The sequence below is a fragment of the Bradyrhizobium sp. CCGUVB14 genome (assembly GCF_024199935.1).
GTDB lineage: Bacteria > Pseudomonadota > Alphaproteobacteria > Rhizobiales > Xanthobacteraceae > Bradyrhizobium.
The window spans coordinates 5092124-5112625 of record NZ_JANADS010000001.1 but is presented as its reverse complement, the minus strand read 5'-3'; the positions used below and the strand labels follow the sequence as shown (position 1 = coordinate 5112625).

The 20502-nt window shown below is 64.4% G+C and carries 18 protein-coding genes; 8 read left to right on the top strand and 10 right to left on the bottom strand.

Going from position 1 to position 20502, the window contains the following annotated elements:
- Window position 1 precedes the first annotated feature (1 nt).
- From NLM32_RS23630 to NLM32_RS23610, 5 genes are all read left to right on the top strand, one after another.
- Window positions 2–1429, top strand: coding sequence for a DUF1254 domain-containing protein (locus NLM32_RS23630; RefSeq protein WP_254131272.1), 1428 nt, complete (start codon window positions 2–4; stop codon window positions 1427–1429).
- 77 nt (window positions 1430–1506) lie between these two features.
- Entirely contained in the window at window positions 1507–2523 is a 1017-nt protein-coding gene (locus NLM32_RS23625) for a transporter (protein ID WP_254131271.1), read from the top strand.
- Between the two features lie 21 nt (window positions 2524–2544).
- Window positions 2545–4650, top strand: a complete 2106-nt coding sequence (locus NLM32_RS23620; RefSeq protein ID WP_254131270.1) for an adenylate/guanylate cyclase domain-containing protein — start codon at window positions 2545–2547, stop codon at window positions 4648–4650.
- A complete protein-coding gene (locus tag NLM32_RS23615) occupies window positions 4647–5651 on the top strand; it encodes an ABC transporter substrate-binding protein (protein WP_254131269.1) in 1005 nt (334 codons plus the stop codon). The genes NLM32_RS23620 and NLM32_RS23615 overlap by 4 nt, the downstream gene beginning before the upstream one ends.
- 196 nt (window positions 5652–5847) lie before the next feature.
- A complete protein-coding gene (locus tag NLM32_RS23610) occupies window positions 5848–6591 on the top strand; it encodes an SDR family oxidoreductase (protein ID WP_254131268.1) in 744 nt (247 codons plus the stop codon).
- 16 nt (window positions 6592–6607) lie between these two features.
- On the opposite strand, the gene NLM32_RS23605 is transcribed toward NLM32_RS23610, so the two are convergent.
- On the bottom strand, window positions 6608–7615 hold the full coding sequence (locus tag NLM32_RS23605) for a L,D-transpeptidase family protein (RefSeq protein ID WP_254131267.1): 1008 nt from the start codon (window positions 7613–7615) through the stop codon (window positions 6608–6610).
- A 155-nt stretch (window positions 7616–7770) separates the two neighbouring features.
- Between NLM32_RS23605 and cax the strand changes: the two genes are divergently transcribed.
- Together cax and NLM32_RS23595 are read left to right on the top strand one after the other, a co-directional pair.
- Entirely contained in the window at window positions 7771–8874 is a 1104-nt protein-coding gene (cax, locus tag NLM32_RS23600) for a calcium/proton exchanger (protein ID WP_254131266.1), read from the top strand.
- 153 nt (window positions 8875–9027) lie between these two features.
- The gene (locus NLM32_RS23595) at window positions 9028–9558 is read left to right on the top strand and encodes a hypothetical protein (protein ID WP_254131265.1); all 531 of its coding nucleotides are present in this window, start codon (window positions 9028–9030) and stop codon (window positions 9556–9558) included.
- Window positions 9559–9585: 27 nt separating this feature from the next.
- On the opposite strand, the gene NLM32_RS23590 is transcribed toward NLM32_RS23595, so the two are convergent.
- The 6 genes from NLM32_RS23590 to NLM32_RS23565 form a co-directional block, all read right to left on the bottom strand.
- A complete protein-coding gene (locus tag NLM32_RS23590) occupies window positions 9586–10596 on the bottom strand; it encodes a 4-hydroxythreonine-4-phosphate dehydrogenase PdxA (RefSeq protein WP_254131264.1) in 1011 nt (336 codons plus the stop codon).
- Window positions 10593–12131, bottom strand: a complete 1539-nt coding sequence (locus NLM32_RS23585; RefSeq protein ID WP_254131263.1) for a tripartite tricarboxylate transporter permease — start codon at window positions 12129–12131, stop codon at window positions 10593–10595. Before NLM32_RS23585 ends, NLM32_RS23590 begins: the two co-directional genes overlap by 4 nt.
- An 11-nt stretch (window positions 12132–12142) precedes the next feature.
- Entirely contained in the window at window positions 12143–12625 is a 483-nt protein-coding gene (locus NLM32_RS23580) for a tripartite tricarboxylate transporter TctB family protein (protein WP_254131262.1), read from the bottom strand.
- A gap of 148 nt (window positions 12626–12773) precedes the next feature.
- Window positions 12774–13766: a tripartite tricarboxylate transporter substrate binding protein gene (locus NLM32_RS23575; protein WP_254131261.1), complete on the bottom strand. Its 993-nt coding sequence runs from the start codon at window positions 13764–13766 to the stop codon at window positions 12774–12776.
- Between the two features lie 55 nt (window positions 13767–13821).
- Entirely contained in the window at window positions 13822–15081 is a 1260-nt protein-coding gene (locus tag NLM32_RS23570) for a CaiB/BaiF CoA-transferase family protein (RefSeq protein ID WP_254131260.1), read from the bottom strand.
- Window positions 15082–15090: 9 nt separating this feature from the next.
- Window positions 15091–15885: an enoyl-CoA hydratase/isomerase family protein gene (locus tag NLM32_RS23565; protein WP_254131259.1), complete on the bottom strand. Its 795-nt coding sequence runs from the start codon at window positions 15883–15885 to the stop codon at window positions 15091–15093.
- A 116-nt stretch (window positions 15886–16001) separates the two neighbouring features.
- Between NLM32_RS23565 and NLM32_RS23560 the strand changes: the two genes are divergently transcribed.
- Complete coding sequence (locus tag NLM32_RS23560) at window positions 16002–16667, top strand: GntR family transcriptional regulator (protein ID WP_254131258.1); 666 nt, start codon at window positions 16002–16004, stop codon at window positions 16665–16667.
- Between the two features lie 27 nt (window positions 16668–16694).
- On the opposite strand, the gene NLM32_RS23555 is transcribed toward NLM32_RS23560, so the two are convergent.
- The 3 genes from NLM32_RS23555 to glpX form a co-directional block, all read right to left on the bottom strand.
- On the bottom strand, window positions 16695–18431 hold the full coding sequence (locus NLM32_RS23555; RefSeq protein ID WP_254131257.1) for a hypothetical protein: 1737 nt from the start codon (window positions 18429–18431) through the stop codon (window positions 16695–16697).
- A gap of 133 nt (window positions 18432–18564) precedes the next feature.
- Window positions 18565–19284, bottom strand: coding sequence for a haloacid dehalogenase type II (locus tag NLM32_RS23550; RefSeq protein WP_254131256.1), 720 nt, complete (start codon window positions 19282–19284; stop codon window positions 18565–18567).
- Between the two features lie 88 nt (window positions 19285–19372).
- Complete coding sequence (glpX, locus tag NLM32_RS23545) at window positions 19373–20374, bottom strand: class II fructose-bisphosphatase (RefSeq protein ID WP_254131255.1); 1002 nt, start codon at window positions 20372–20374, stop codon at window positions 19373–19375.
- Window positions 20375–20502 lie beyond the last annotated feature (128 nt).

Sequence of the window (20502 nt, the reverse complement as noted above, 5' to 3'; positions counted from 1 at the left end):
CATGTTGAGAGTCATCGCCGGAGCCACCGTTGCTGCATTGGTGGCTTTGAGCGCACAGGCCCAGACTCCCTCCCCGGATGAGCTCGCCGCGCGCAACATCCATCGCCGCGCCGTCGAGGCGATGATCTGGGCCATGCCGGCGGTGAATACCGACTTGATGCTTCAGGCGATGCTGAGGAGCACGAAAGCCAAGGTCAACGAGATCGTCTATTGGTCGAAGCCAGTGAACTGGAAGAACCAGACGCTGACGCCGAACCCTGACTCGATCTATTTCATGTCGTTCTGGAACGTGAAAGACGGACCGATCGTGCTGGAGATCCCGCCGGCGCAAGGCGGCTCGATCGCGGGCAATATCGTCACCGCCTGGCAGATGCCGCTGGAGGACGCCGGCCCTGAAGGCGCCGACAAGGGCCAAGGTGGCAAATACCTGATCCTGCCGCCCGATTACAAAAGCGCTGTGCCCGCTGGCTATATTCCGCTGCAGTCCGACACATTCAGCGGCTTCGCGCTGCTGCGGTCCAATCTCGCCAGCCATGCCGATGCCGACGTCGCCAAATCGGTCGCTTATGGCAAGCAGATCAAGATCTATCGATTGTCGAGCGCGAAGGAGCCGCCGGCGACCAATTTCACAGACGCCTATGACGTCTTGTTCGACTCGACGATCCCGTATGATTCAAGATTCTATCGCGGCCTCGACCGCGTCGTGCAGAGCGAACCATGGCTCGATCGCGACCGCGCCATGATCGATCAGCTTGCAACCATTGGCATCGTGAAAGGCAAGCCGTTTGATCCGGACCCGAAGACCATCGTGCTGCTGGACCAGGCTGCGGGCGAGGCCCACGCCATCCTGGCGCAGATCTATGACGCGGGCTTCCCCGCGATCAATCCGGGAATCCGCTGGTTCCCGGCTGCGGTGGCTGAAATGGTGAAGGCTGCAAGCGGCGGATATGCCGATCCGAATGCATACCCGGTCGATGCGCGGGGCGTGACCTACACGCTCGGCTTCACCGGGATCAAGCGGCTCGGTACCGCCCAGTTCTATCTGATGTCGAACAAGGACAAGGACGGCCAGCCGTTTGACGGTGGCGCCACCTATCGCTTGACGGTACCGGCCAACGCGCCGGTCAAGCAATACTGGTCGGCCACCGTCTACGACCGCGAGACGCATGCGCTGGTGCGCAACATGCCGAGCGCCAGCCGCGCCTCGATCAGTCCCGGCATCCAGAAAAACGCCGACGGCTCGGTCGATGTCTATTTCGGCCCGAAGGCGCCCGACGGCAAGGAAGCCAATTGGGTGCCGACCGACCCTGCCCGCAAGTTCGAGCTGCTGTTCCGCCTCTACGGGCCGGAAAAGCCGCTGTTCGATCACAGCTGGAAGCTGCCCGACGTCGAGCGGGTCGCGACCACGATCGGAGGCGCCACGAAGTAGATGAGCCATGACGACGGCTTTGAGGGACGATTGGACTTGCTCGGGTGGATGACTTGATGGGACCAAGGAGACGCAACATGACGGGACATTTTCGGAAGACCACGCTTGCGGCGACGTTCGCGGCGATGAGCTTCACCGCCCAGCCTGCCCTCGCCGATTCCGGCGGCGTCAGCTTCTGGCTCCCCGGCATCTTCGGCAGCCTCGCCGCCGTTCCGGTCGCGCCGGGGTGGGCCTATTCGACCATCTACATCCATCTCAACGAGAAGGCCGGCGCCGGGCAGAACTTCGTCACCAGCGGCGGCATTCCCGGTTCGGTGACGGCCGGCCTCAACGCGCATGCCGACGTGCTCGTGCAAGGCATCACCTACACCTCGGCGATGCCGGTGCTCGGCGGCCAGGCCGCCTTCACGCTGCTCACCGCCCCCGGCAACATCGGTGTCGGCATCGATGCGACGCTGACCGGCCCGCGTGGCAACGCCATTTCGGGCGGCGTCTCGGACAACCGCACCACGCTGACCGACGTGTTCTACCAGGGCACGCTGAAATGGAACCAGGGCGTCCACAACGAGATGGTCTACATCACCGGCAACATCCCGAGTGGGACTTACGACTCCACGCGGCTCGCCAATTTGAGCTTCGGCTTCCCCGCGGTCGACGCCGGCGCCGGCTACACCTATCTCGACCCCAAAAGCGGCCATGAATTTTCGGTCGTCGGCGGGCTCACCTATAATTTCATGAACGGCGCGCTGCAGTACCAGAACGGCATCGATTTCCATGTCGACTGGGCCGCCTCGCAGTTCGTCAGCAAGACCGTCCATGTCGGCATCGCCGGCTATTTCTTCCAGCAGCTCACCGACGACAGCGGCCCCGGCGCCAAGCTCGGCGGCTTCCGCGGACAGGCGGTCGGCATCGGACCACAAATCGGCTTCATGATCCCGATGTCCGACGGCTATCAGGGCTATCTCAACGTCCGCGGCTACAAGGATCTCGAGGTCCAGAACCGGCCGAGCAGTTGGTCGACCTGGGTGACCTTCTCGCTCTCCCAGGCCGCTTCGCCGCCAGCCGCGACCAAGCCCATCGTTCGAAAGTATTGACGGAGGCGTCACGCAGCGCCAATGCCCGGAGATCAGACCAGAAAGCGCCCATTCAGCATCGGCTTCCAGACATCGATCATCACGGTGTTCGTGGCCGTCGTGCTGCTTGTTGGCCTGACCCTGGTCTATCTCAGCTTCGAGCGCGTGACTTCGATCACGCGGACGGCGGCGAGCGGCTTCATCGAGAAGGTCGCGCAACTCGGGTCCGACCATGTCGACGAACAGTTCAAGAATGTTCGCGACAATCTCGACATCCTGTCCGGCCTGACGCCGATCCAGGAAGCCGACATCGCGGACAATACGCGGCTCTACAGCCTGATGGCGGCGATGCTGCGCAACAACCCGCAGCTGTTCAACCTCTATGTCGGCTATGAGGACGGTTCGTTCATCGAGATGGATGTGATCGACCGCGCCAAGCCGGCGTTCCGCGCCAGCCTGAGGGTCGATCAGGATGCGGCGTTCCGGCTGGTCGTGATCTCACGCACGGCAGGCGCCGCGCCGGTCACGCAATATCTGTCGGAGAACCTGATCCAGGTCGCCGAGGTCCCCGGCCCCACCGGCTACGATCCCCGGCAGCGGCCCTGGTATGTCGAGGCGTTCAAGAACGACAAGACGCTGCTGACCGGGCCCTACGTGTTCTACGCCACGGGCGAGCCCGGCTACACGTTGCGAACGCCCCTGAAGGAAGGACGCCGCGGCGTCGTCGCCGGCGACGTGCTGCTGAACCGGTTCGAGGCCATGCTGGGGGAACAGAAGCTCGGCCAATCCGGGCTCGCCTTCCTGTTCAACGATGCCGAGCGCATCGTCGGTCATCCCGAGATGAGCCGCCTGATGGCGGAGATCCCGGAGCGGCAGGACGATTTGCCACAAATTGGCGCGCTCAAGCTGCCCGCATTGGTCCCGATCATCCGATCCTGGCGCAACGGCGGGCCAGCGCAGCAATTCTTCGCCGATGCGTCGGGCCGGACCTATGTCGCAGCGGTGCACCGGCTGGAGACGGCCGGCTCGGCCAATGTCCGGCTCGCGATGATCGCGCCGCTCGACGAATTCTACGCCCAGATCATCGGCGAGCGCCGCGCGCTGTTCGCGCTGGCGCTGGCCTTCGTCGGCGCCACGCTGCCGTTCGCGTTCTGGCTGGGATCGCGGATGGCGCAGCCGCTCCGCAAGCTGGTCGAGGAAACTGACGCCATCCAGCGCTTCGACATCGCAGAGCGGCCGCGCATCCACTCCGCGATTGCCGAGATCGAGGAGCTCGGCCGCTCGGTCTTCACCATGCGGAGCGTGGTCAGCAGCTTTGCCAGCTTCATCCCGCGCCCGATTGTGCGGCAGCTCATCGAAACCGGCTCGTCGCTCCGCCTCGGCGGCAGCAGGCGCGAGGTCACGGTGCTGTTCACGGATGTCGCCGACTTCACCGCCAAGACCGAGCGGGCCGACCCATCGCAGGTGATGATCTTCACCTCGCGCTATTTCGCAGCGCTTTCGGACGAGATCATGCGGCACCGGGGTACGATCGACAAATACATTGGTGACGCCGTGATGGCGTTCTGGAACGCGCCCGCGGATGACCCTGATCACACCGTCAACGCCTGCCGCGCCGTGCTGGCATGCCTTACGGCAAACGAGGCCCTCAACAAGGAGTTTCGGCGCGAGGGCTGGCCGCCCTACGACACGCGTTACGGCCTCCATGTCGGAGATGCCGTGATCGGCAATGTCGGCTCCAGTGACCGGATGAACTACACCGCGCTCGGCGCCACCGTGAACCTGGCCTCGCGGCTGGAAGGCCTCAACAAGAACTACGGCACGCGCGTGCTGGTCAGCGCAGCGGTGCGCGCACGCGTCGGCCATGCGTTCCTGTTGCGCAGCGTCGACAGCATCACGCCGAAGGGATTTGCCGAGCCGATCGAGGTCAGCGAGCTGCGCGGCGAGCTGGCGCAGGCGAGCGAAGCCGAGATCATCATGTGCCAGCGCTGGGACGAGGTGTTTGCCGCGATTGCGCAGGACGGCGCGGCCGACACCACCCTGGTCCGACTCTCCGGCTTCCTGCACGACTATCCCAAGGACGGCATCGCGCAGTTTCACGCCCAGCGTTTTCGCGGCACCGCCCGCAATTCGGGAGCAGCGGCATGAGCGCCCGCCCCATCAACCGCCGGCGATTGCTGCTGAGCGGCGCGGCTGCAGCCGGCGCCTCGGCACTTGGGGTGCCCGCCATCGCGCAGGCGCGCAGAAAAGTCCGGCTCGGCTATCTCCATGTGGTCGCCGTGGACGGGCATATCTGGACCGGCCTGGATCGCGGCTCGTTCGATCGGGAGGGCATCGATTTCGAGCTGCACGAGTTCAACACCGGGCCTGAAGTGTTCGAAGCGATGATGCGCGGAAAGACCGATGTCGCTTCGGCGGGCGGTGTCATCTCCAATTACCTCGCGCTCGGCCGCGGCCGGGGCTTTCTCATCAATGACATCGAGGTTGCGACCGCGCAGCTCTGGGTCCGGCCGTCGCTCGGAATCAACAAGTTCGCCGATCTCAGGGGCAAGCGGATCGCGACGACCATGAAGACCACGGCGCACATCTTTCTCGACCGCGCGCTGAAGGCCAACAACATCGCCTCGTCCGAGGTGGAGATCGTCAACGCCAGCATGCCCGATGCCGTCAAGGCGTTCATCGCCGGCCAGGTACCGGCCGTGGCGCTGTGGGTGCCATTCAATGTCGCCGTGCGCGAGGCACTGCCTGACGCCGTGAAACTGGTGGACGCCTCCGCCTTCTATCCGCAATCCGCCGTGCTCGGCGGCTGGGCGGCGCGGCTGGATTATTATGCCGACAACAAAGAGGTCCTGAGCAGGATCATCCGCGCCTGGGTCGACGCGAACGACCACATGGTGCGCAATCCGGCCGCTGCCACGGAGGCGCTCCCGGTTCACTACAAGCCATCGCGCCCCCAAGACATCGCTGAAGCCTTCAAGGCGCAAAAGCTCTATTCCGCGCGCGAATGGCGGCGGCTCTATGCCGATGGCACCGTGCTGAAATGGTTGCAGCAGGCCAGCGACTTCTTCATGGCGGACGCCGGTGTCACCGGCGCACAGCGCGCGTCGGATTATTTTGATACGCAGCTCTATCTGGCGGCAACTGGATAGAGACCAGCAGATCGCAAATGATCCCTCACCGCATTTTTCCCGGAACGCACGTCTCTCGCGCATTTCCGGCATGTTTTGTCTGTGACAGGCGAGAGCGTACCCAGCAACTCTGTTAAGATGGATCGCGCCAACGCGAGAGCGTGAGCATCCGCTGGATTTGGTCAACTCACGTTCCCCAATGTCGAGGAGGCACGCCATGAAGTTCGTCGTGATCGGCGGAACCGGGCTGATCGGATCCCAGCTCGTTGCGAAGCTCAAGCAGCAAGGCCACGAGGTCATCGCGGCCTCACCGAAATCCGGCGTGAATGCCGTTACAGGGGAAGGTCTCACCACAGTGCTGGCCGGCGCGGATGTCGTCGTCGACGTCGCCAATTCACCATCCTGGGAGCCTGCCGCCGTGCTCGAATTCTTCCAACGTTCGAGCCAGAACCTGGTCGCTGCCGAAGCCAAGGCTGGCGTCAAGCATCATGTCGCGCTGTCGATCGTGGGGACCGACCGTTCGCCCGACATCGCCTATTTCCGTGCCAAGCTCGCGCAGGAGACCGTCATCAAGGCCTCGCCGATCCCCTACTCGATCGTCCGCGCCACCCAGTTCTTCGAATTCCTCGGCGCCATCGGCGAAGCAGGTGTGATCGACGGCAAGATCGTCGTTCCCTCGGCGCTGTTCCAGCCGATCGCATCGGTCGACGTCGCAGATAGCCTTGCCGAGGTCGCAACGGGACGGCCCTTGAACGGCACGATCGACATCGCAGGTCCCGAGAAGGCGCCCTTCAATGAATTCGTCGCGCGGCGCCTGAAGGCAGCCGGTGACGGCCGCCAAGTGGTGGGGGACCGAAAGGCGCAGTATTACGGCGTCGCCATCGACGACACGACGCTCGTCCCGCTCGGCGAGGCGCGGCTCGGAAAGACGCCGCTCGCAACCTGGTTGACGGGCATCTAGAGATCTGGCGCCGGCATCATCCGCCCTCCACGAACGCGACCGGCGTCCCTTTCGCGACGCTGGCCGCGACGCGTTCGGCGTCCCAATTGGTGAGACGAACGCAGCCGTGCGATTGCCCCTTCGAGATATTTTGCGGCGACGGCGTGCCATGGATGCCGTAGCCGTCGGCGGACAGGTTGATCCACATCGTGCCGACCGGATTGTTCGGGCCGGGCCTGATCTTGAAGGGTCTTCGCGCATGAACGCCCTTGAAATGATAGGCGGGATTGTAGCGGTAGGTCGGATTTGGATCGATCTCGGTGACCTTCAGCGTGCCTGATGGCGACGGCTTCTCCTCGCTTCCGACGCTGGCGGGATAAAAACCGATCAGCGCGTTCGACTTGTCGAGCAGTTTGACGGTCTGCCGCTTCTTGTCGATCTCGACCCTGTCGGCCTTGGCAGGTGCAGCGCTCCCACCGTCGCTGGTGTCGACGACGGCGATGGTCTCGCCGGCACGGTCGAAGTGCCGCCCGGGGTTGAGCGCGGCGAGCAACTGTTCGCTCATGTGAAATTTCTCGGCCAATCCTTCGCGCGGACTGGTGTAGCCGAGCGTCGGAATGTCCTTCATCGCCTCCATCTTTGCTGGAAGCTTGCGCAGGAACGGGCCTGCGACGTCCTTATCGGTGATGGTGTAGGTTGCCATGGGTGGCCGCGTGTCCGCCTGCAGCGCCTTCCAGACGTCATCCGTCAATTCATCCGAGCTCGGCAATTGCCGCGCTTCCGCATAGGCGCGCAGCGCCTTCCTGGCATTCTCGCCGAACCTGCCATCGATCTCGCCGGGCGAGAAATGGGCCCTGTCCAGCAGCACCTGCAGACGCACGCCCGCCGGGGTCGGCTTCTCGTTCGACAGGGTCTTCTTCGATGGTTCAGCCGAACCGATCGCGGCCGCGTCCATCCCGGCGGCGAACGCCGGCGCGGCCGCTAGGGCAAGGAGCGCGACGGCGAAGGCAATTCTCGCTGCCGCGTGGGGCACCTGCTCGGCCATGGTCCAGCTCCGATGTGGCGAGGTCTGTCGGATCGGCAACTCGGCTCGACGGCAGAAGTTTCCAGTTCTTCCCGGCCGACCGCGATCGTTGAGCTAGATCAAGTCTGACGTCCCCCCGGACGGCAGGCTCGATGCATTCCCGTTGAGGACGGCGCATGAATCTGCTGCTCAAGGAAATCCGGCACAACCCACTGCTCTGGCTTCTGGTCTTCGTGCCGGTGGTGATCGTCCTCGCGCAGGTCAGGCCGGATGCTCATACCCTGCTGTTCGTGCTGGCCGTCATTGCCATCATTCCGCTGGCGAGCCTGCTCAGCCATGCTACGGAAGCGGTTGCCGAGCGGACGGGCGACGCGATCGGCGGGCTGTTGAATGCCACGCTTGGCAATCTGACCGAACTCATCATCGCGATCGCTGCGTTGCAGGCCGGTGAATACATGCTGGTGAAGGCTTCCATCGCGGGCGCGATTGTCACCAACTCGCTGTTCATGCTCGGCGCCTCCCTGCTGCTGGGAGGACTGAAATTTCCGACGCAGGAGTACAACCGCGCCGGCGGCAGGCTCTATTCCGCATTGCTGCTGATGGCGACCATCGCCCTGCTCTCGCCCTCGGCCATCGCCGATCTCGACTTCGCCGGAGAGGAAAGCGCGGTGCAGCGGTTGAGCACCGCCTTGGCAATCCTGCTGATTGCGGCCTATGGCCTCAGCCTGTTGTTCTCGATGAAGACCCACAAGGAGCTGTTTGCCAGCGAGGATCACGGCGAAACGGGCGGGCCCGCGCTGCCGATCGGAATTGCCGTCCCGACCCTGCTGGTCGTAACCGTGCTCGTCGCGATCGTCAGCGAGATCTTCGTGGAATCCGTGCAGAAAGCGGCCGAAACGCTCGGCATGAGCCCGGCCTTCGTCGGCTTTGTTGTCGTCGCTCTGGTGGGAGCAGCGGCCGAGATGGCGGTGGCGTTCTCGGCGGCCCGTCACAACCGGCTCGACCTCAGCGTCAGCATCGCGCTTGGAAGCGCATCCCAGATCGCCCTGTTCGTTGCTCCGGTCCTCGTGTTGTTGAGCTATCTCATCGGACCGCACCCGATGGATCTCCAATTCTGGCGCGGCGCGGTGACCATGGTGATGATTGCGACCGTGGTGACATGCTTCGTCACCAACAGCGGACGATCGGCATGGTTCATCGGCGCGCTCCTGCTGTTCATCTATGCCATCTTCGCCATGACGCTCTACATGATACCGCCCGGCTCGCACGGCCCGGTCTAGATCGTGGCCGGTTTAACGGCGCGATCCGGGACGCGGCACGTCAGCATGGTTGGCGTTGTTCGGAAATCCTCCCGGCAACCTTGATCTAGCGCAATGCGCGAGCCGCAGGCAGGCGCAACGCCATCCGCGGGCAGGAAACCGTGGAGCCAATCCATGACTTGTTTGCGTCCGAGAAATATTGCGATCGGGGCCTCAACCTTTGTGTGTGCCGCACTGCTGTCCTTTAGCTGGTCCGGACAAGGCGGCCCCGTGTTGTCGATCGACAGCGCTCAGGCGCGTGTCGGCCGTCCGCTGACACCCGTCAGCGTCGCCGGCGTTGCACGGCGTCAGTATCGGCGGGGCAACTATGGCTACGGCGCCGCTGCCGTTGGAGCCGGCCTCGCCGGCGCAGCGGTGGTGGGCACGACGGCCGCCGTCGCCGCGGCCACCTCACCCTTCGGCGATCCCTACAACAACGGCTATTACGGGAACGGGCCGTATGTCGGCAACAATGCCCTTGCCGCCAACGCCTATTATTCCGGGCCGGCTGAGACCAGCCCGTTCTACCTGCAGCGCGCCTACTCCGGAAGCGCCCCGTGGTACGGCCACAACGGGTGGACTGACTACAAGGCGCGCAATGGCATCGTGTGCGATCCCGGCACCACGTTCAAAGGTGGTGACGGCCTGATGCACGTCTGTCAGTAGCTTCTCAGCACTGCGGCAAGGGGCGGCTCAAGCGTCGCCCCTACGCCGCGCCGCCATCTCGGCCGCAAGCAGCACCGCCGCACGGCTGGCGCCGGTCGATGCGACGCCTTGGCCTGCGATGTCGTAGGCGGTGCCGTGCGCGGGCGTGCAGATCGGAAACGGAAAGCCGCCGAGCAAGGTGACGCCGCGATCGAACCCCATCAGCTTCATCGCGATCTGGCCCTGGTCGTGATACATCGTCAGCACCGCATCGAAGGCGCCGGCCTTGGCGCGCAGGAACACGGTGTCGGCCGGAAACGGTCCCTCCACGGCAATGCCGTCGCGCTGGCCGGCTTCCACCACCGGCGCGATGACATCGATCTCCTCACGGCCGAAATTGCCGCCGTCGCCGGCGTGCGGGTTGAGGCCTGCCACGGCAATCCGCGGCCGCGCAAAGCCGGCATTGCGCATGCAGGCATCAGTGAGTTTCAACGCGCGCTGGATGCGATCGCCGGAGAGCTTTGCAGCCACATCCTTGAGCGGAATGTGCGAGGTAACCCGCGCATTCCAGAGCTCGCCCAGCACGTTGAATTCGCTGGCCGGCGTCTTGAGCCCGGCGACCTCCGCGGAAAATGCAATCTCGTCGTCGTAGTCGGCGCGGGCATACCGCATCGCCTGCTTGTTGAAGGGCGTGAAGCAGACGGCGTCGACGCGGCCATCCCGGGCAAGCTCGAGCGCGTGGCGGTAGTTGGCAAGCGCGAACCTGCCGCCGGCAAGGGTCGCGGTTTTCGGTTCAACCTCCTTGGGGTCGAGATGGCCGAGATCGACGAACAGCGCCTCGCCTTTCGCCGCGCGAAAGTCGGCCCCCTGCTCCACCTTCGTCAGCTCCGGCGTGGCGCCGGCGACGCGTGCGCCCGCGTCGAAGATGCGGCGATCGCCGATCACGACAAGGCGGCAGCGGCTGCGGATCTCGTCCAGCGCCACGAGCTTTGCCGTCAGCTCCGGGCTGATGCCGGCGGGATCTCCCATTGCCAGCGCAATGAGCGGCTTTGCGGTCATATGATCACCTTTTCTTGGGCGGGCGTCTCGGCAGTGGGCGAATTGGGTTTGCGGAAGGGCCGCGCCAGCTGCAGCACCAGCGGAAGCAGCAGCAGCGCGATGCCGCCCACGACCAGGCAGGTCACCAGCTTGTTGGCAAAGAAGATACCGAGCGATCCCTTGGACATCAGCATCGACTGCCGGAACGCATCCTCGGCCTTGTCGCCGATGACGATGGCGAGCACCAGCGGTGCCAACGGATAGAACAGTTTCTTGAAGAGATAGCCGACCACGCCGAAGCCGAGCATCATGACGACGTCGAGATAGGAGTTCGACACCGAATAGGCGCCGACGACGCAGATGATCACGATCAGCGGCGCGATGATCACGAAGGGAATTCGCATCAACGCGGCAAACACCGGCACGGTCAGCAGCACCAGCGCGACCGCGACGATGTTGCCGACATACATCGAGGCGATCAGGCCCCACACAAAATCCTTCTGGTCGACGAACAGCATCGGTCCGGGATTGAGACCCCAGATCATCAGTCCGCCCATCATCACGGCCGCGGTCGCCGAGCCGGGAATGCCGAGCGAAAGCATCGGCAGCAACGCGCTGGTGCCGGCGGCATGATCGGCGGTCTCCGGCGAGATGATGCCTTCGACCTCACCGGTGCCGAAATAGCGGCCGCGGCGCGAGAAGCGGCGGGCGATGCCGTAGCTCATGAAGGATGCCGCGGTCGGACCACCCGGCGTGATCCCCATCCAGCAGCCGATCGCGGCGCTCCGCAGCAGCGCAACGCCGTGCCGTGGCAGGCGGCTGACGGCGCGAAACACCTCGCGCCAGTCGATCTTCGAGGAGACGGCGCGCGCGTGAAATTCCTCCTCGACCGCGACCAGCAGCTCGCCGATGCCGAACAGGCCCATCACAGCGACGACGAAGTTGACGCCCTTGACCAGCTCGTCCACGCCCATGGTGAGGCGAACGCTGCCGGACACCGTGTCGATGCCGATAGCGGCGATGGCAAAGCCGATGGCGAGCGCCACCACGGTCTTGATCGGCGCCGCGCCGCCCATGCCGACGAAGCTTGCGAAAGCCAGGAAGTAGACCGCGAAATATTCCGGCGGACCGAAGGCAAGCGCGACCTGCGCCACCCAGGACGCCAGGAAGGTGATCAGGATGACGCCAATCAGCGCACCGAACGCCGCCGAGCCGAAGGCGGTGGCCAGCGCTGTGGTCGGCCGGCCGTCCCGCGCCATCGGATAGCCGTCGAAGGTCGTCGCGACCGAGGACGGCTCGCCCGGGATGTTGAACAGGATCGAGGTCACCGATCCCCCGAACAGCGCGCCCCAATACATGCTGGAAAGCAGGATGATCGCCGACACCGGCTGCATGCCGAAGGTCAACGGCAGCAGCAGCGACACACCGTTCGGCGCACCCAGCCCCGGCAGCACGCCGACGAGGATGCCGAGCAGCACGCCCACGGCCATCAGGGCCAGATGCGGCACGGTGACCGCGATGGTGAAGCCGTGAAGGAGTTCCTGGAGATTATCCATCGGGTGCTCCCCTAGAACCCAAGAACAGCGGCGACCGCGCCGTGCGGCAGGCTCACCTGAAACATGCGCTCAAACACGACGTAGAGCGCGAGCGCCGTTGCCGCCGCCGTCACCGCCGAACGCACCACGGATTGGTGCCGAGGGATCGCGAGCACCGCGAACACGTAAGCCGCCGACGCCAGATACATCCCGAGCAGCGGGATGGCGGCAACGAAGATCGCGGCCGGCACGAACAGTCCCGCCAGCCGCCGCAGCTCAACGGACGTGATCGCGATGGGAACGCTGGCAAGCGTCGCAGCCGGCACGACGCCGCGCGCCAGATTGTAGAGGCTGCCGGCGACGATGATGATGCCGGTCAGAAACGGGAACGTGCCGGAATCCACGCCCGCGCTCGACCAGCCGATACCGTTGTCCAGACTCTGGACCACCACCGCAACGCCAAAACTGCCGGTGAGGATCGCGGTCGCGAGTTCGAGGGCGCGGCGCGAGATCATCGAAGGCTCCCTTGTGGCATCGGACAGCGGCCGGCTAAGACGCCCACGTCTTTGCCCAGCATTCGCTGTCGTCCCTGCGTTCGCAGGGACGACAGCGGAGCTGGTGGGTAAGCCCTGCTTCCATCAAAGCTGATGCAACAGCCCCGCCTCACTTGACCAGCCAGCCCTGCTCGCTTGCAACCTGCCTGAGGTGCTCGAGATCCTCCTTGATGAATTTGTCGAAGTCCGCCCCGGTGAGGAACGTGTCGATCTGCGAGCTCTTGTCGATGTAGTCCTTCCACTCCGGCGTCGCCTGCACCTTTTTCATGAGATCGACATAATAGGCGGCCTGCTCCGGCGTGACCTTGCCGGGCAACCAGACCGTCCGCGGCTGCTCATATTGCTTGATGTCGAGACCCTGTTCGGCACAGGTCGGCACGTCGCCCCAGCCTTCGGTGGCCGTGACCTTGGCGCCTTGCGGCAGCCGCTTCGGTCTGAAGACACACAGCGGGCGCTGCGTGCCACCGCGCCACTGCCCAATGCTTTCGCTGGGATTGTTGACGTGGGAATCCAGATGTCCGCCGGCAAGCTGCACGGCGGTTTCGGCACCGCTCTTGAAGGGGATGTAGGTCAGCTTCACATGGCCGGCCTTCTCGATCATGCGGGTCAGGACCTCGTCGGTGTCCTTGGACTGCGCACCGCCCATCTTGAAGTCGCCGGTTGCCGCAGCCTTCAGGTAATCGCCCGCCGTCTTGTAGGGCGCGTCCTGCTTGACCCAGAGCAGGAATTCGTCCTGCGCCATCGCCGCGATCGGGGTGAGGTCGGTGTAGTTGAAGGCGACCTTGGAGACGAGCGGCTGCTGCCAGGCGTTCGAGGTCCCGAAGATCACCTTGTAGGGATCGCCGGCAGAAGCCTTGCCGTAGACATAGCCTTCGGCGCCGCTGCCGCCGGCCTTGTTGACGACGACGATCGGCTGGTCCGTCAGCTTGTACTTGGTGATGATGTTCTGCACCGCACGGGCGATGTTGTCGGTGCCGCCGCCAGGACCTGCGGTCGCCACGAACTCGATCGGCTTCTGCGGCTGCCAGGCAGCAAACGCCGGCGCAATGCCTGCGAACACGGCTGCACTGACGGACAACATGAAGAGAGACGTCCCACGCATGATTTCCTCCAACTGATTTTTTCTGTTTTGTTTGATCAGCCGTCTCGACGTCCGCTCAGGCGACGCGCTCCCTGCGCTCCCCTGAAGCCGAAACGATTGCGCCTTCTTGTTCGAGCGCTTCGATTTGCTTTTGATCGAACCCGTGCTCGGCGAGCACCTCGCGCGTATGTTCGCCATAGATGGGCGCGCCGGACACAACCTTGCCCGGCGTTTCCGAGAACTTGACCGGCAACCCGATCGTCTTGACCGGGCCGAGCGTGGAATGCTCGACCTCGACAACCATCTCGCGCGCCAGCGTCTGCGGATCGCCGAGCGCCTCCAGCATGTCGTGCACGGGGCCGCAGGGCACGCCCTTCTCGTCCAGCGCCGCGAGCCAGTGCGCCCGCGTTTGCGTGCGGAAGCGTTCGCTCAGGACGGCTTCGAGCTCCTTCAAATTCGCCATACGGTCGGCGCCGTTGACGAAGCGCGGATCGGAGGCCAGCTCGCTCGCGCCGAGCGCCTCCAGCATCAACAGCCAGTGCTTCTTGTTGGCCCCGCCGACCACCAGCCAGCCGTCGGCGGCTTCGAACGCCTGGTAAGGCGCGTTCAGCGGATGGGCCGAACCCATCGCGCGCGGCGCGGTGCCGGCGGCGAGCGCGATGGTCGATTGCCAATAGGTCTGCACCAGCGCCGCCTCGTAGAGCGAGGTCTCGACCCACTGCCCCTCGCCGGTCTTGAGACGGTGGGTGTAGGCGGCAAGGATCCCCATACTCGCGAGCAGGCCGGCGGTGATGTCCGAGAGCGGCGGGCCGCATTTCACCGGCGGGCCATCAGGGCGTTCGCCGGTGAAGCTCATGATGCCGCTCATGGCCTGCGCGACCAGGTCAAACCCACGACGGTGTTTGTAGGGACCGGTGCGACCGAAGCCCGACAGCGAGCAATAGATCAGCGCCCGAAATTTTTCGTGCAGCTCTTCATAGCCGAACCCAAGGCGCTCCATCGCGCCCGGCGCAAAATTCTCGACCAGCACGTCGGCGTCCGCGATCAGGCGACGCAGCACCTCCTTGCCGCCGTCGGTTTTCAGATCCAGCACGATGCCGCGCTTGTTGCGGTTCATCATCAGGAACGAGGCCGCCTCGTCGCCGATCCTGGGCGGCACCGAATGGCGGGTGTCGTCGCCGTTCGGCCATTTCTCGATCTTGATGACGTCGGCGCCCATGTCGGCGAGCATCAGGGTGCAGGTCGGCCCCGCCATGACGTGGGTGAGATCGATGACCTTGAGGCCGGCGAGCGGGCCGGAACGACGTGAGGCGGATTGCGATCGATCGCTTGGCATCGGGGCGTCCTATTGACCGCGCCACTGCGGGGAGCGCTTGTTGAGGAAAGCATCGAGCCCTTCGCGAAAATCCTGGCTCGTGTAGCACATCAGGATGAGGTCTTCGCCCTCGTCCCGCGTCAGGCGCTTTTGCAGGCGGGCCACCGCCTGCTTGGTCGCATTCAGCGTCAGCGGTGCATGGCTGGCGACGAGGCGCGCGAGCTCGTCGGCACGTCTGTCGAGCGCCGGAAGATCGTCGACGACCTCGCCGAGCAGCCCGACCTGGGCTGCCTCCGCCGCATCGACAAGGCGCGCGGTGAAGATCAAATCCTTGACCCGCGCAGCCCCGATCAGGGCCGTGAGACGGCTGACATTGGACATCGACAGGCAATTGCCGAGCGTGCGGGCGATCGGAAAGCCGATTTTCGTGCTGCGTGTGCCGATGCGCAGATCGCACGTCGCGGCGATGCCCGCCCCGCCGCCGGTGCAGAAACCGTTGATCGCCGCGATCGTCGGCACCCGGCATTGCTCGAGCGTGGTCAGCACCCGGTCGATCCGGTTCTCGTAGTCGATGGAGTCCTGTGGCGTCTTGAATTCGCGGAACTGGTTGATGTCGGTGCCCGAGGCGAAGGCCTTGTCGCCGGCCCCGCGCAGCACCAGCACCTTGATGGAGCGATCGTCGTTGGCCTGCTCGCAAATGGCAGCGAGCCGCTCGTACATGGCGAAAGTGAAGGCGTTGCGCGCCTGCGGGCGGTTAAAGGTGATCCGCCCGATCCCGTCCCTGCATTCAAAAACGAGGTCGTCCGCCTTTACGGCCTGGTCCATTTCCTCGATCCCTGCTGTTTTTTGTATTTTTGAATGCACAATTTGGGAATTTCAAGATATAATTGCCAGACTTTGGTCTATTTGATCATTTTTGCATTCAAACTAGGGATTATCCCATGCTGCATGAGGAGGTCGTCGGCCGTATCCGCGACATTCTGCTCGACGGCGAGATTCCGCCGGGCGCGCGGATTCCCGAGCGCGAGCTGTGCGAGCGGCTCGACATCTCGCGCACGCCGTTGCGCGAAGCACTCAAGGTGCTCGCTGCCGAGGGCCTCGTGCAGCTCCTGCCCCATCGCGGCTCGCGCGCGGCAAAACTGACCGACAAGGACATGCGCGACCTGTTCGAGGTCTGCCAGGGCCTCGAAGCATTGGCCGGCGAGCTCGCCTGCGAACGCATCACCGATCGTGAGATCGCGGAGATCGCGGCTGCGCACGCAGCGATGGTGCAACATTATCGCGAAGGCGATCTGATCCAGTATTACCGCGGCAACCGCACCATCCACGAAGGGATCGTCAATGCGGCCGGCAATCCCGTGCTGTCCGGCCTCTACGCATCCGTCACCGCGCGCATCCGCCGCGCCCGCTACGTGACGCCGATGACGCCGCAGCGCTGGGCGTTCGCCGTCAGCGAGCACGAAGCCATCCTGAACGCGCTCCAGCGCCGCGACGGCGCCGGGCTCTCCCATATCTTGCGCGCGCATCTGCGGCACAAGCGGGAAGAAGTGTTGCAGGCGGGCTATGCGGAGACGGAGGGCAGCGAGCCCACGCTGAAGATCGCGTAAGGGGCGCCGCCTTCCGGCTCATTCCGATCAGCGGCAATCGTCGTCGTCGCGGTCGCAGGCACCGTCACGGTCGTCCGCATCACGGCCCAGGCCGGTCTCCGGTGTAAACGACACGCCGCGGAGCGCTTCGGCGAAGCGCGCGGTGCGCACCGTGCTGAACGTTTCGTTCGCCGGCAGCGCGGTCGCGGCGAGCTTGTCCTTGATCATGACAAGCTTGTTCGGATCGGCGCCCTGATCGCCGCCACCACTCACAGTGGAGGTGATCGCCCAGATCGATGCCGTGCCGTCCGTATTGACGCGTCCGGTGATGTTGCGCAGCCCGTCAGTCGCCGGCGACCACGGCAGCCCGGTCGCAGCGTTGTTGCCGGTCGGATAGTCGCGAACGGTATAGGGAACGCCGAGGCCAAGACCCGCCTGCAGCGTGTAGCTCAGCTTCCAGGTCTTGGCCGCGTCGTCGAACACCCATTTCTGCAAGCCCGCTCCGGTCTGGGCCGCAGCGACGGTGTAGGTGTTGGTGACGGCGCTGTACGTATTGGTGCCGTCGCCTTCGTCGGCGACATAGAGAGTCTTGGCATCCGCGAACCAGATCCCGAACGGGAACGAGGTCGCTGTCTTCGCGAGATTGGTCGGGAAACCCTTGAGCACGCACATATTGTAAGGCGTGACGCCAAGCGTCTGGAGCTTCGTTGCATCGTAGTAGATCGGAGTCGTCGGCAGCTTCGCCGATGGGCTCGGCAGACCGACGCCATTGGGGCACGCCAGCGGCTTGCCATTGGCGTCGAAGCCCGATGTGTCGATGAAGTACACCGTGTTGATGCCGTTGCCGCCGCTACCCTTGGTCACGTAGATCACGTCGTTGAACACGGTCAGGCCGCGGAAGTTGGTGTCCTTGCCAACCTTGTCGGCCTTCAGGCTCAACTGTGTGACATTGAAGCTCCCGACCGGCGTCGGCAGGCCCGGATCGGGTTGATCGACGAGCGGGGTCTTCGCAGATGTCATGATCTGCGCGCCCGCACCGATGATCACGCCGTTCGGCTGAGGATTGCCGCCGTTGCCGGCATTGCCGGTGGTGTAGAACACATTGGCACCGGCCCGGTCGTTCAGGATCGCAGCGCGGCCGTTGTTGCCGCTATAGGCGTTGGTCTTGGTGAAACGGAAGCGGCCATGCTCGTCGACCGTCGCGATCACGCGTGAATACGCTGACGTCACCGGGTTGGTCGAATCGACGACATCGGGCGTGTTGGAGTTCGACACGTCGATCGCGTCGACTGGTGCGAGGTAACCCATAAACGATACGCTGTGGCGATCGATCGAGAGGTTCAGCCCGATCTCGGACTTCGACGGGAAGCTCGTCACCATCTGGTCCCTGTTCGCGGTGACGCCGTGCTGGCCGCTATTCGGCACTTCGAGCGAATGGATGCGATGGCCGTTCAGGCGCAGCTCGTCGAGCACGATCTTGGCCGTGATACCGAAGGAGGCATCGACGAGATCGTTGCTGAACACCATCGGATAAATGCCGTCCGCGGTCGCCGTGGCGCAATTCGGCGCCACGCAGTTCGGCGGCAATTGGGTGACGCCGGCCGTGATGTTCGAAGCCTTGTTGTCATAGACCGCTCGGCTGAGGAGCAGATGGCCCGGCCGGAAATGGAAATCGTCCTGGTCGGCGCGCGCCGGCACACCGGCGAGCGCAGTCGACGCGAGCAAGCCAGCCACAAACACAGTCCGCGGAATCACCGCGAACACGCGCAATCCTTTGAAGGCCATCGGCGTTTTCCCAAATTTGTGATTTTTGCAAGACGGGCAGCGATGCGACGCTCCTCGGCTTCCGCTCGCGGCGCGCGAACGGTAAGAGGCTGAGCGTGAAGAAAGGGCTTGTGGATTATGCGGGGCGCCCGGCCTAGCAGCCGAGCTGGTCGGCGACGCCGCCGAAATCCCTGGCCACGATGTCCCATTGGCCTGTGGCTTCGAAATCGATCTTCTGCAACGGGCCGTACTCGGTCGGCCGCGCGACAAAGGCGGTCTTCAAGCCATAGCTCTGGGCGGCCTTGAGGTCGTAATTGTGGGCAGCGACCATCATGACCTCTTCCGGCTTGAGGCAGAGCAGCTTGGCCGCGCCGAGATAGGTCTCGGGATCGGGCTTGTAGTGCTCGAACAGCTCGGCCGACATCACGAGGTCCCACGGCAGCTTCGCAAACTTCGCCATGTTGGTGAGCAGCGCGACATTGCCGTTGGACAGTGGCGAGATCACGAACCTGGTCTTGAGCCGCGTCAGGCCGGCGACGCTGTCCGGCCAGGGATGCAGGCGGTGCCAGCCCTTGGTGAGATAATCCAGATCGGCCTCGGTGAGGCCCTTGATCGCGAACTGCTCGACCAGCTTCTCCAGCGAGCGGCGATGCAGATCGTCGAGCATGACATAGCCGCGCTCGGGATGCTTGCGCACGTCGTCCATCGAGGCGGAGTACACGGCGCGCCAGCCGTCGACCAGAGCGGTCCAGTCGGTGCTGATGCCGCGGCCCTTCCCCCACCACATGAAGTCCGTGATCAGGCTGGTGCGCCAGTCGACGACGGTGCCGAACACGTCGAAGACGAGAGCTTTGACGGCGGAGAGATCGGACATGGGCGCTTCCCTGTATGTTGCTTGTTCTTGGTCATTCCGGGATGCGCCGCGCGGCGCAGGCCCGGAATGAGGGTAGCGTGTCGTCAGCTCAGTCCAGGTGGAACTTCGCGAGTTCGCGGTGCTCGGCCTTGATGTAGCGCACGGTGCCGGTGACGGAACGCATCACCACCGTCTCGGTCTCGATCACGCCGTCCTTGCGGAATTTCACGCCCGACAGCAGTGAACCGGTCGTGACGCCGGTCGCGGCGAACAGGCAGTCGCCGCGCGCCATGTCCTCGATGCCGTAGATCATCTTGGGATCGTTGACGCCCATCTTGGCGGCGCGCTCGATCTTCTCGCCGGAATCGAGGATCAGGCGGCACTGCATCTGGCCGCCGATGCAACGCAGCGCCACCGCCGCGAGCACGCCTTCCGGCGCGCCGCCGGTGCCGAGATACATGTCGACGCCGGTGTTGTCGGGATCGGCGCAGTGGATCACGCCGGCGACGTCGCCGTCGGTGATGAGGCGCACGGCCGCGCCGGTCGAGCGCACGCTCTCGATGATACCGGCATGACGCGGACGATCGAGCACGAGAACCGTGATGCCGTCGGGCTGGACGCCCTTGGCCTTGGCGAGGCGGCGGACGTTCTCGGCCGGCGTCGCGTCGAGCTCGACGACGCCCTTGGCGTAGCCGGGGCCGACCGCGAGCTTCTGCATGTAGACGTCAGGCGCGTGCAGCAGCGTACCGCCATCGGCCATCGCCATGGTGGCGATCGAACCCGGCATGTTCTTGGCGCACAGCGTGGTGCCTTCGAGCGGGTCGACCGCGATATCGACCTCCGGGCCGGCGTTCACGCCGACCTTCTCGCCGATGAAGAGCATCGGCGCCTCGTCGCGCTCGCCCTCACCGATCACGATGGTGCCCTGGATCGGCAGCTTGTTCAGCTCGCGGCGCATGGCGTCGACGGCGGCCTGGTCGGCGGCCTTCTCCTGCCCGTGCCCGCGCAGCCGCGCCGACGACACCGCGGCCCGCTCCGTGACGCGCACGATCTCCAGCGTGAGAATGCGCTCGAGCAATGCTTGCGGCGGCACTGAAATATGGGTCGACATCGGCTAACTCCTTCGAAACAGTTCTGGGCGGGAATCTCCGCCCACATCAACTCGTAACACCCACAGTTCGTTCGAACTGTTTTATCGTTTGAGCATGACCTTACCGGAAAACCGCTTCACACTTTTCC

Bases quoted from the DNA above. Each gene is read 5' to 3' on its own strand.
- NLM32_RS23595 (WP_254131265.1), top strand. From the start codon at position 9,028: ATGACTTGTTTGCGTCCGAGAAATATTGCGATCGGGGCCTCAACCTTT.
- NLM32_RS23580 (WP_254131262.1), bottom strand. From the start codon at position 12,625: ATGATCTCGCGCCGCGCCCTCGAACTCGCGACCGCGATCCTCACCGGC.
- NLM32_RS23620 (WP_254131270.1), top strand. From the start codon at position 2,545: ATGCCCGGAGATCAGACCAGAAAGCGCCCATTCAGCATCGGCTTCCAG.
- NLM32_RS23610 (WP_254131268.1), top strand. From the start codon at position 5,848: ATGAAGTTCGTCGTGATCGGCGGAACCGGGCTGATCGGATCCCAGCTC.
- NLM32_RS23570 (WP_254131260.1), bottom strand. From the start codon at position 15,081: ATGCCAAGCGATCGATCGCAATCCGCCTCACGTCGTTCCGGCCCGCTC.
- NLM32_RS23575 (WP_254131261.1), bottom strand. From the start codon at position 13,766: ATGCGTGGGACGTCTCTCTTCATGTTGTCCGTCAGTGCAGCCGTGTTC.
- NLM32_RS23585 (WP_254131263.1), bottom strand. From the start codon at position 12,131: ATGGATAATCTCCAGGAACTCCTTCACGGCTTCACCATCGCGGTCACC.
- NLM32_RS23590 (WP_254131264.1), bottom strand. From the start codon at position 10,596: ATGACCGCAAAGCCGCTCATTGCGCTGGCAATGGGAGATCCCGCCGGC.
- NLM32_RS23555 (WP_254131257.1), bottom strand. From the start codon at position 18,431: ATGGCCTTCAAAGGATTGCGCGTGTTCGCGGTGATTCCGCGGACTGTG.
- NLM32_RS23550 (WP_254131256.1), bottom strand. From the start codon at position 19,284: ATGTCCGATCTCTCCGCCGTCAAAGCTCTCGTCTTCGACGTGTTCGGC.
- glpX (WP_254131255.1), bottom strand. From the start codon at position 20,374: ATGTCGACCCATATTTCAGTGCCGCCGCAAGCATTGCTCGAGCGCATT.
- NLM32_RS23630 (WP_254131272.1), top strand. From the start codon at position 2: ATGTTGAGAGTCATCGCCGGAGCCACCGTTGCTGCATTGGTGGCTTTG.
- NLM32_RS23565 (WP_254131259.1), bottom strand. From the start codon at position 15,885: ATGGACCAGGCCGTAAAGGCGGACGACCTCGTTTTTGAATGCAGGGAC.
- NLM32_RS23560 (WP_254131258.1), top strand. From the start codon at position 16,002: ATGCTGCATGAGGAGGTCGTCGGCCGTATCCGCGACATTCTGCTCGAC.
- NLM32_RS23625 (WP_254131271.1), top strand. From the start codon at position 1,507: ATGACGGGACATTTTCGGAAGACCACGCTTGCGGCGACGTTCGCGGCG.
- cax (WP_254131266.1), top strand. From the start codon at position 7,771: ATGAATCTGCTGCTCAAGGAAATCCGGCACAACCCACTGCTCTGGCTT.
- NLM32_RS23615 (WP_254131269.1), top strand. From the start codon at position 4,647: ATGAGCGCCCGCCCCATCAACCGCCGGCGATTGCTGCTGAGCGGCGCG.
- NLM32_RS23605 (WP_254131267.1), bottom strand. From the start codon at position 7,615: ATGGCCGAGCAGGTGCCCCACGCGGCAGCGAGAATTGCCTTCGCCGTC.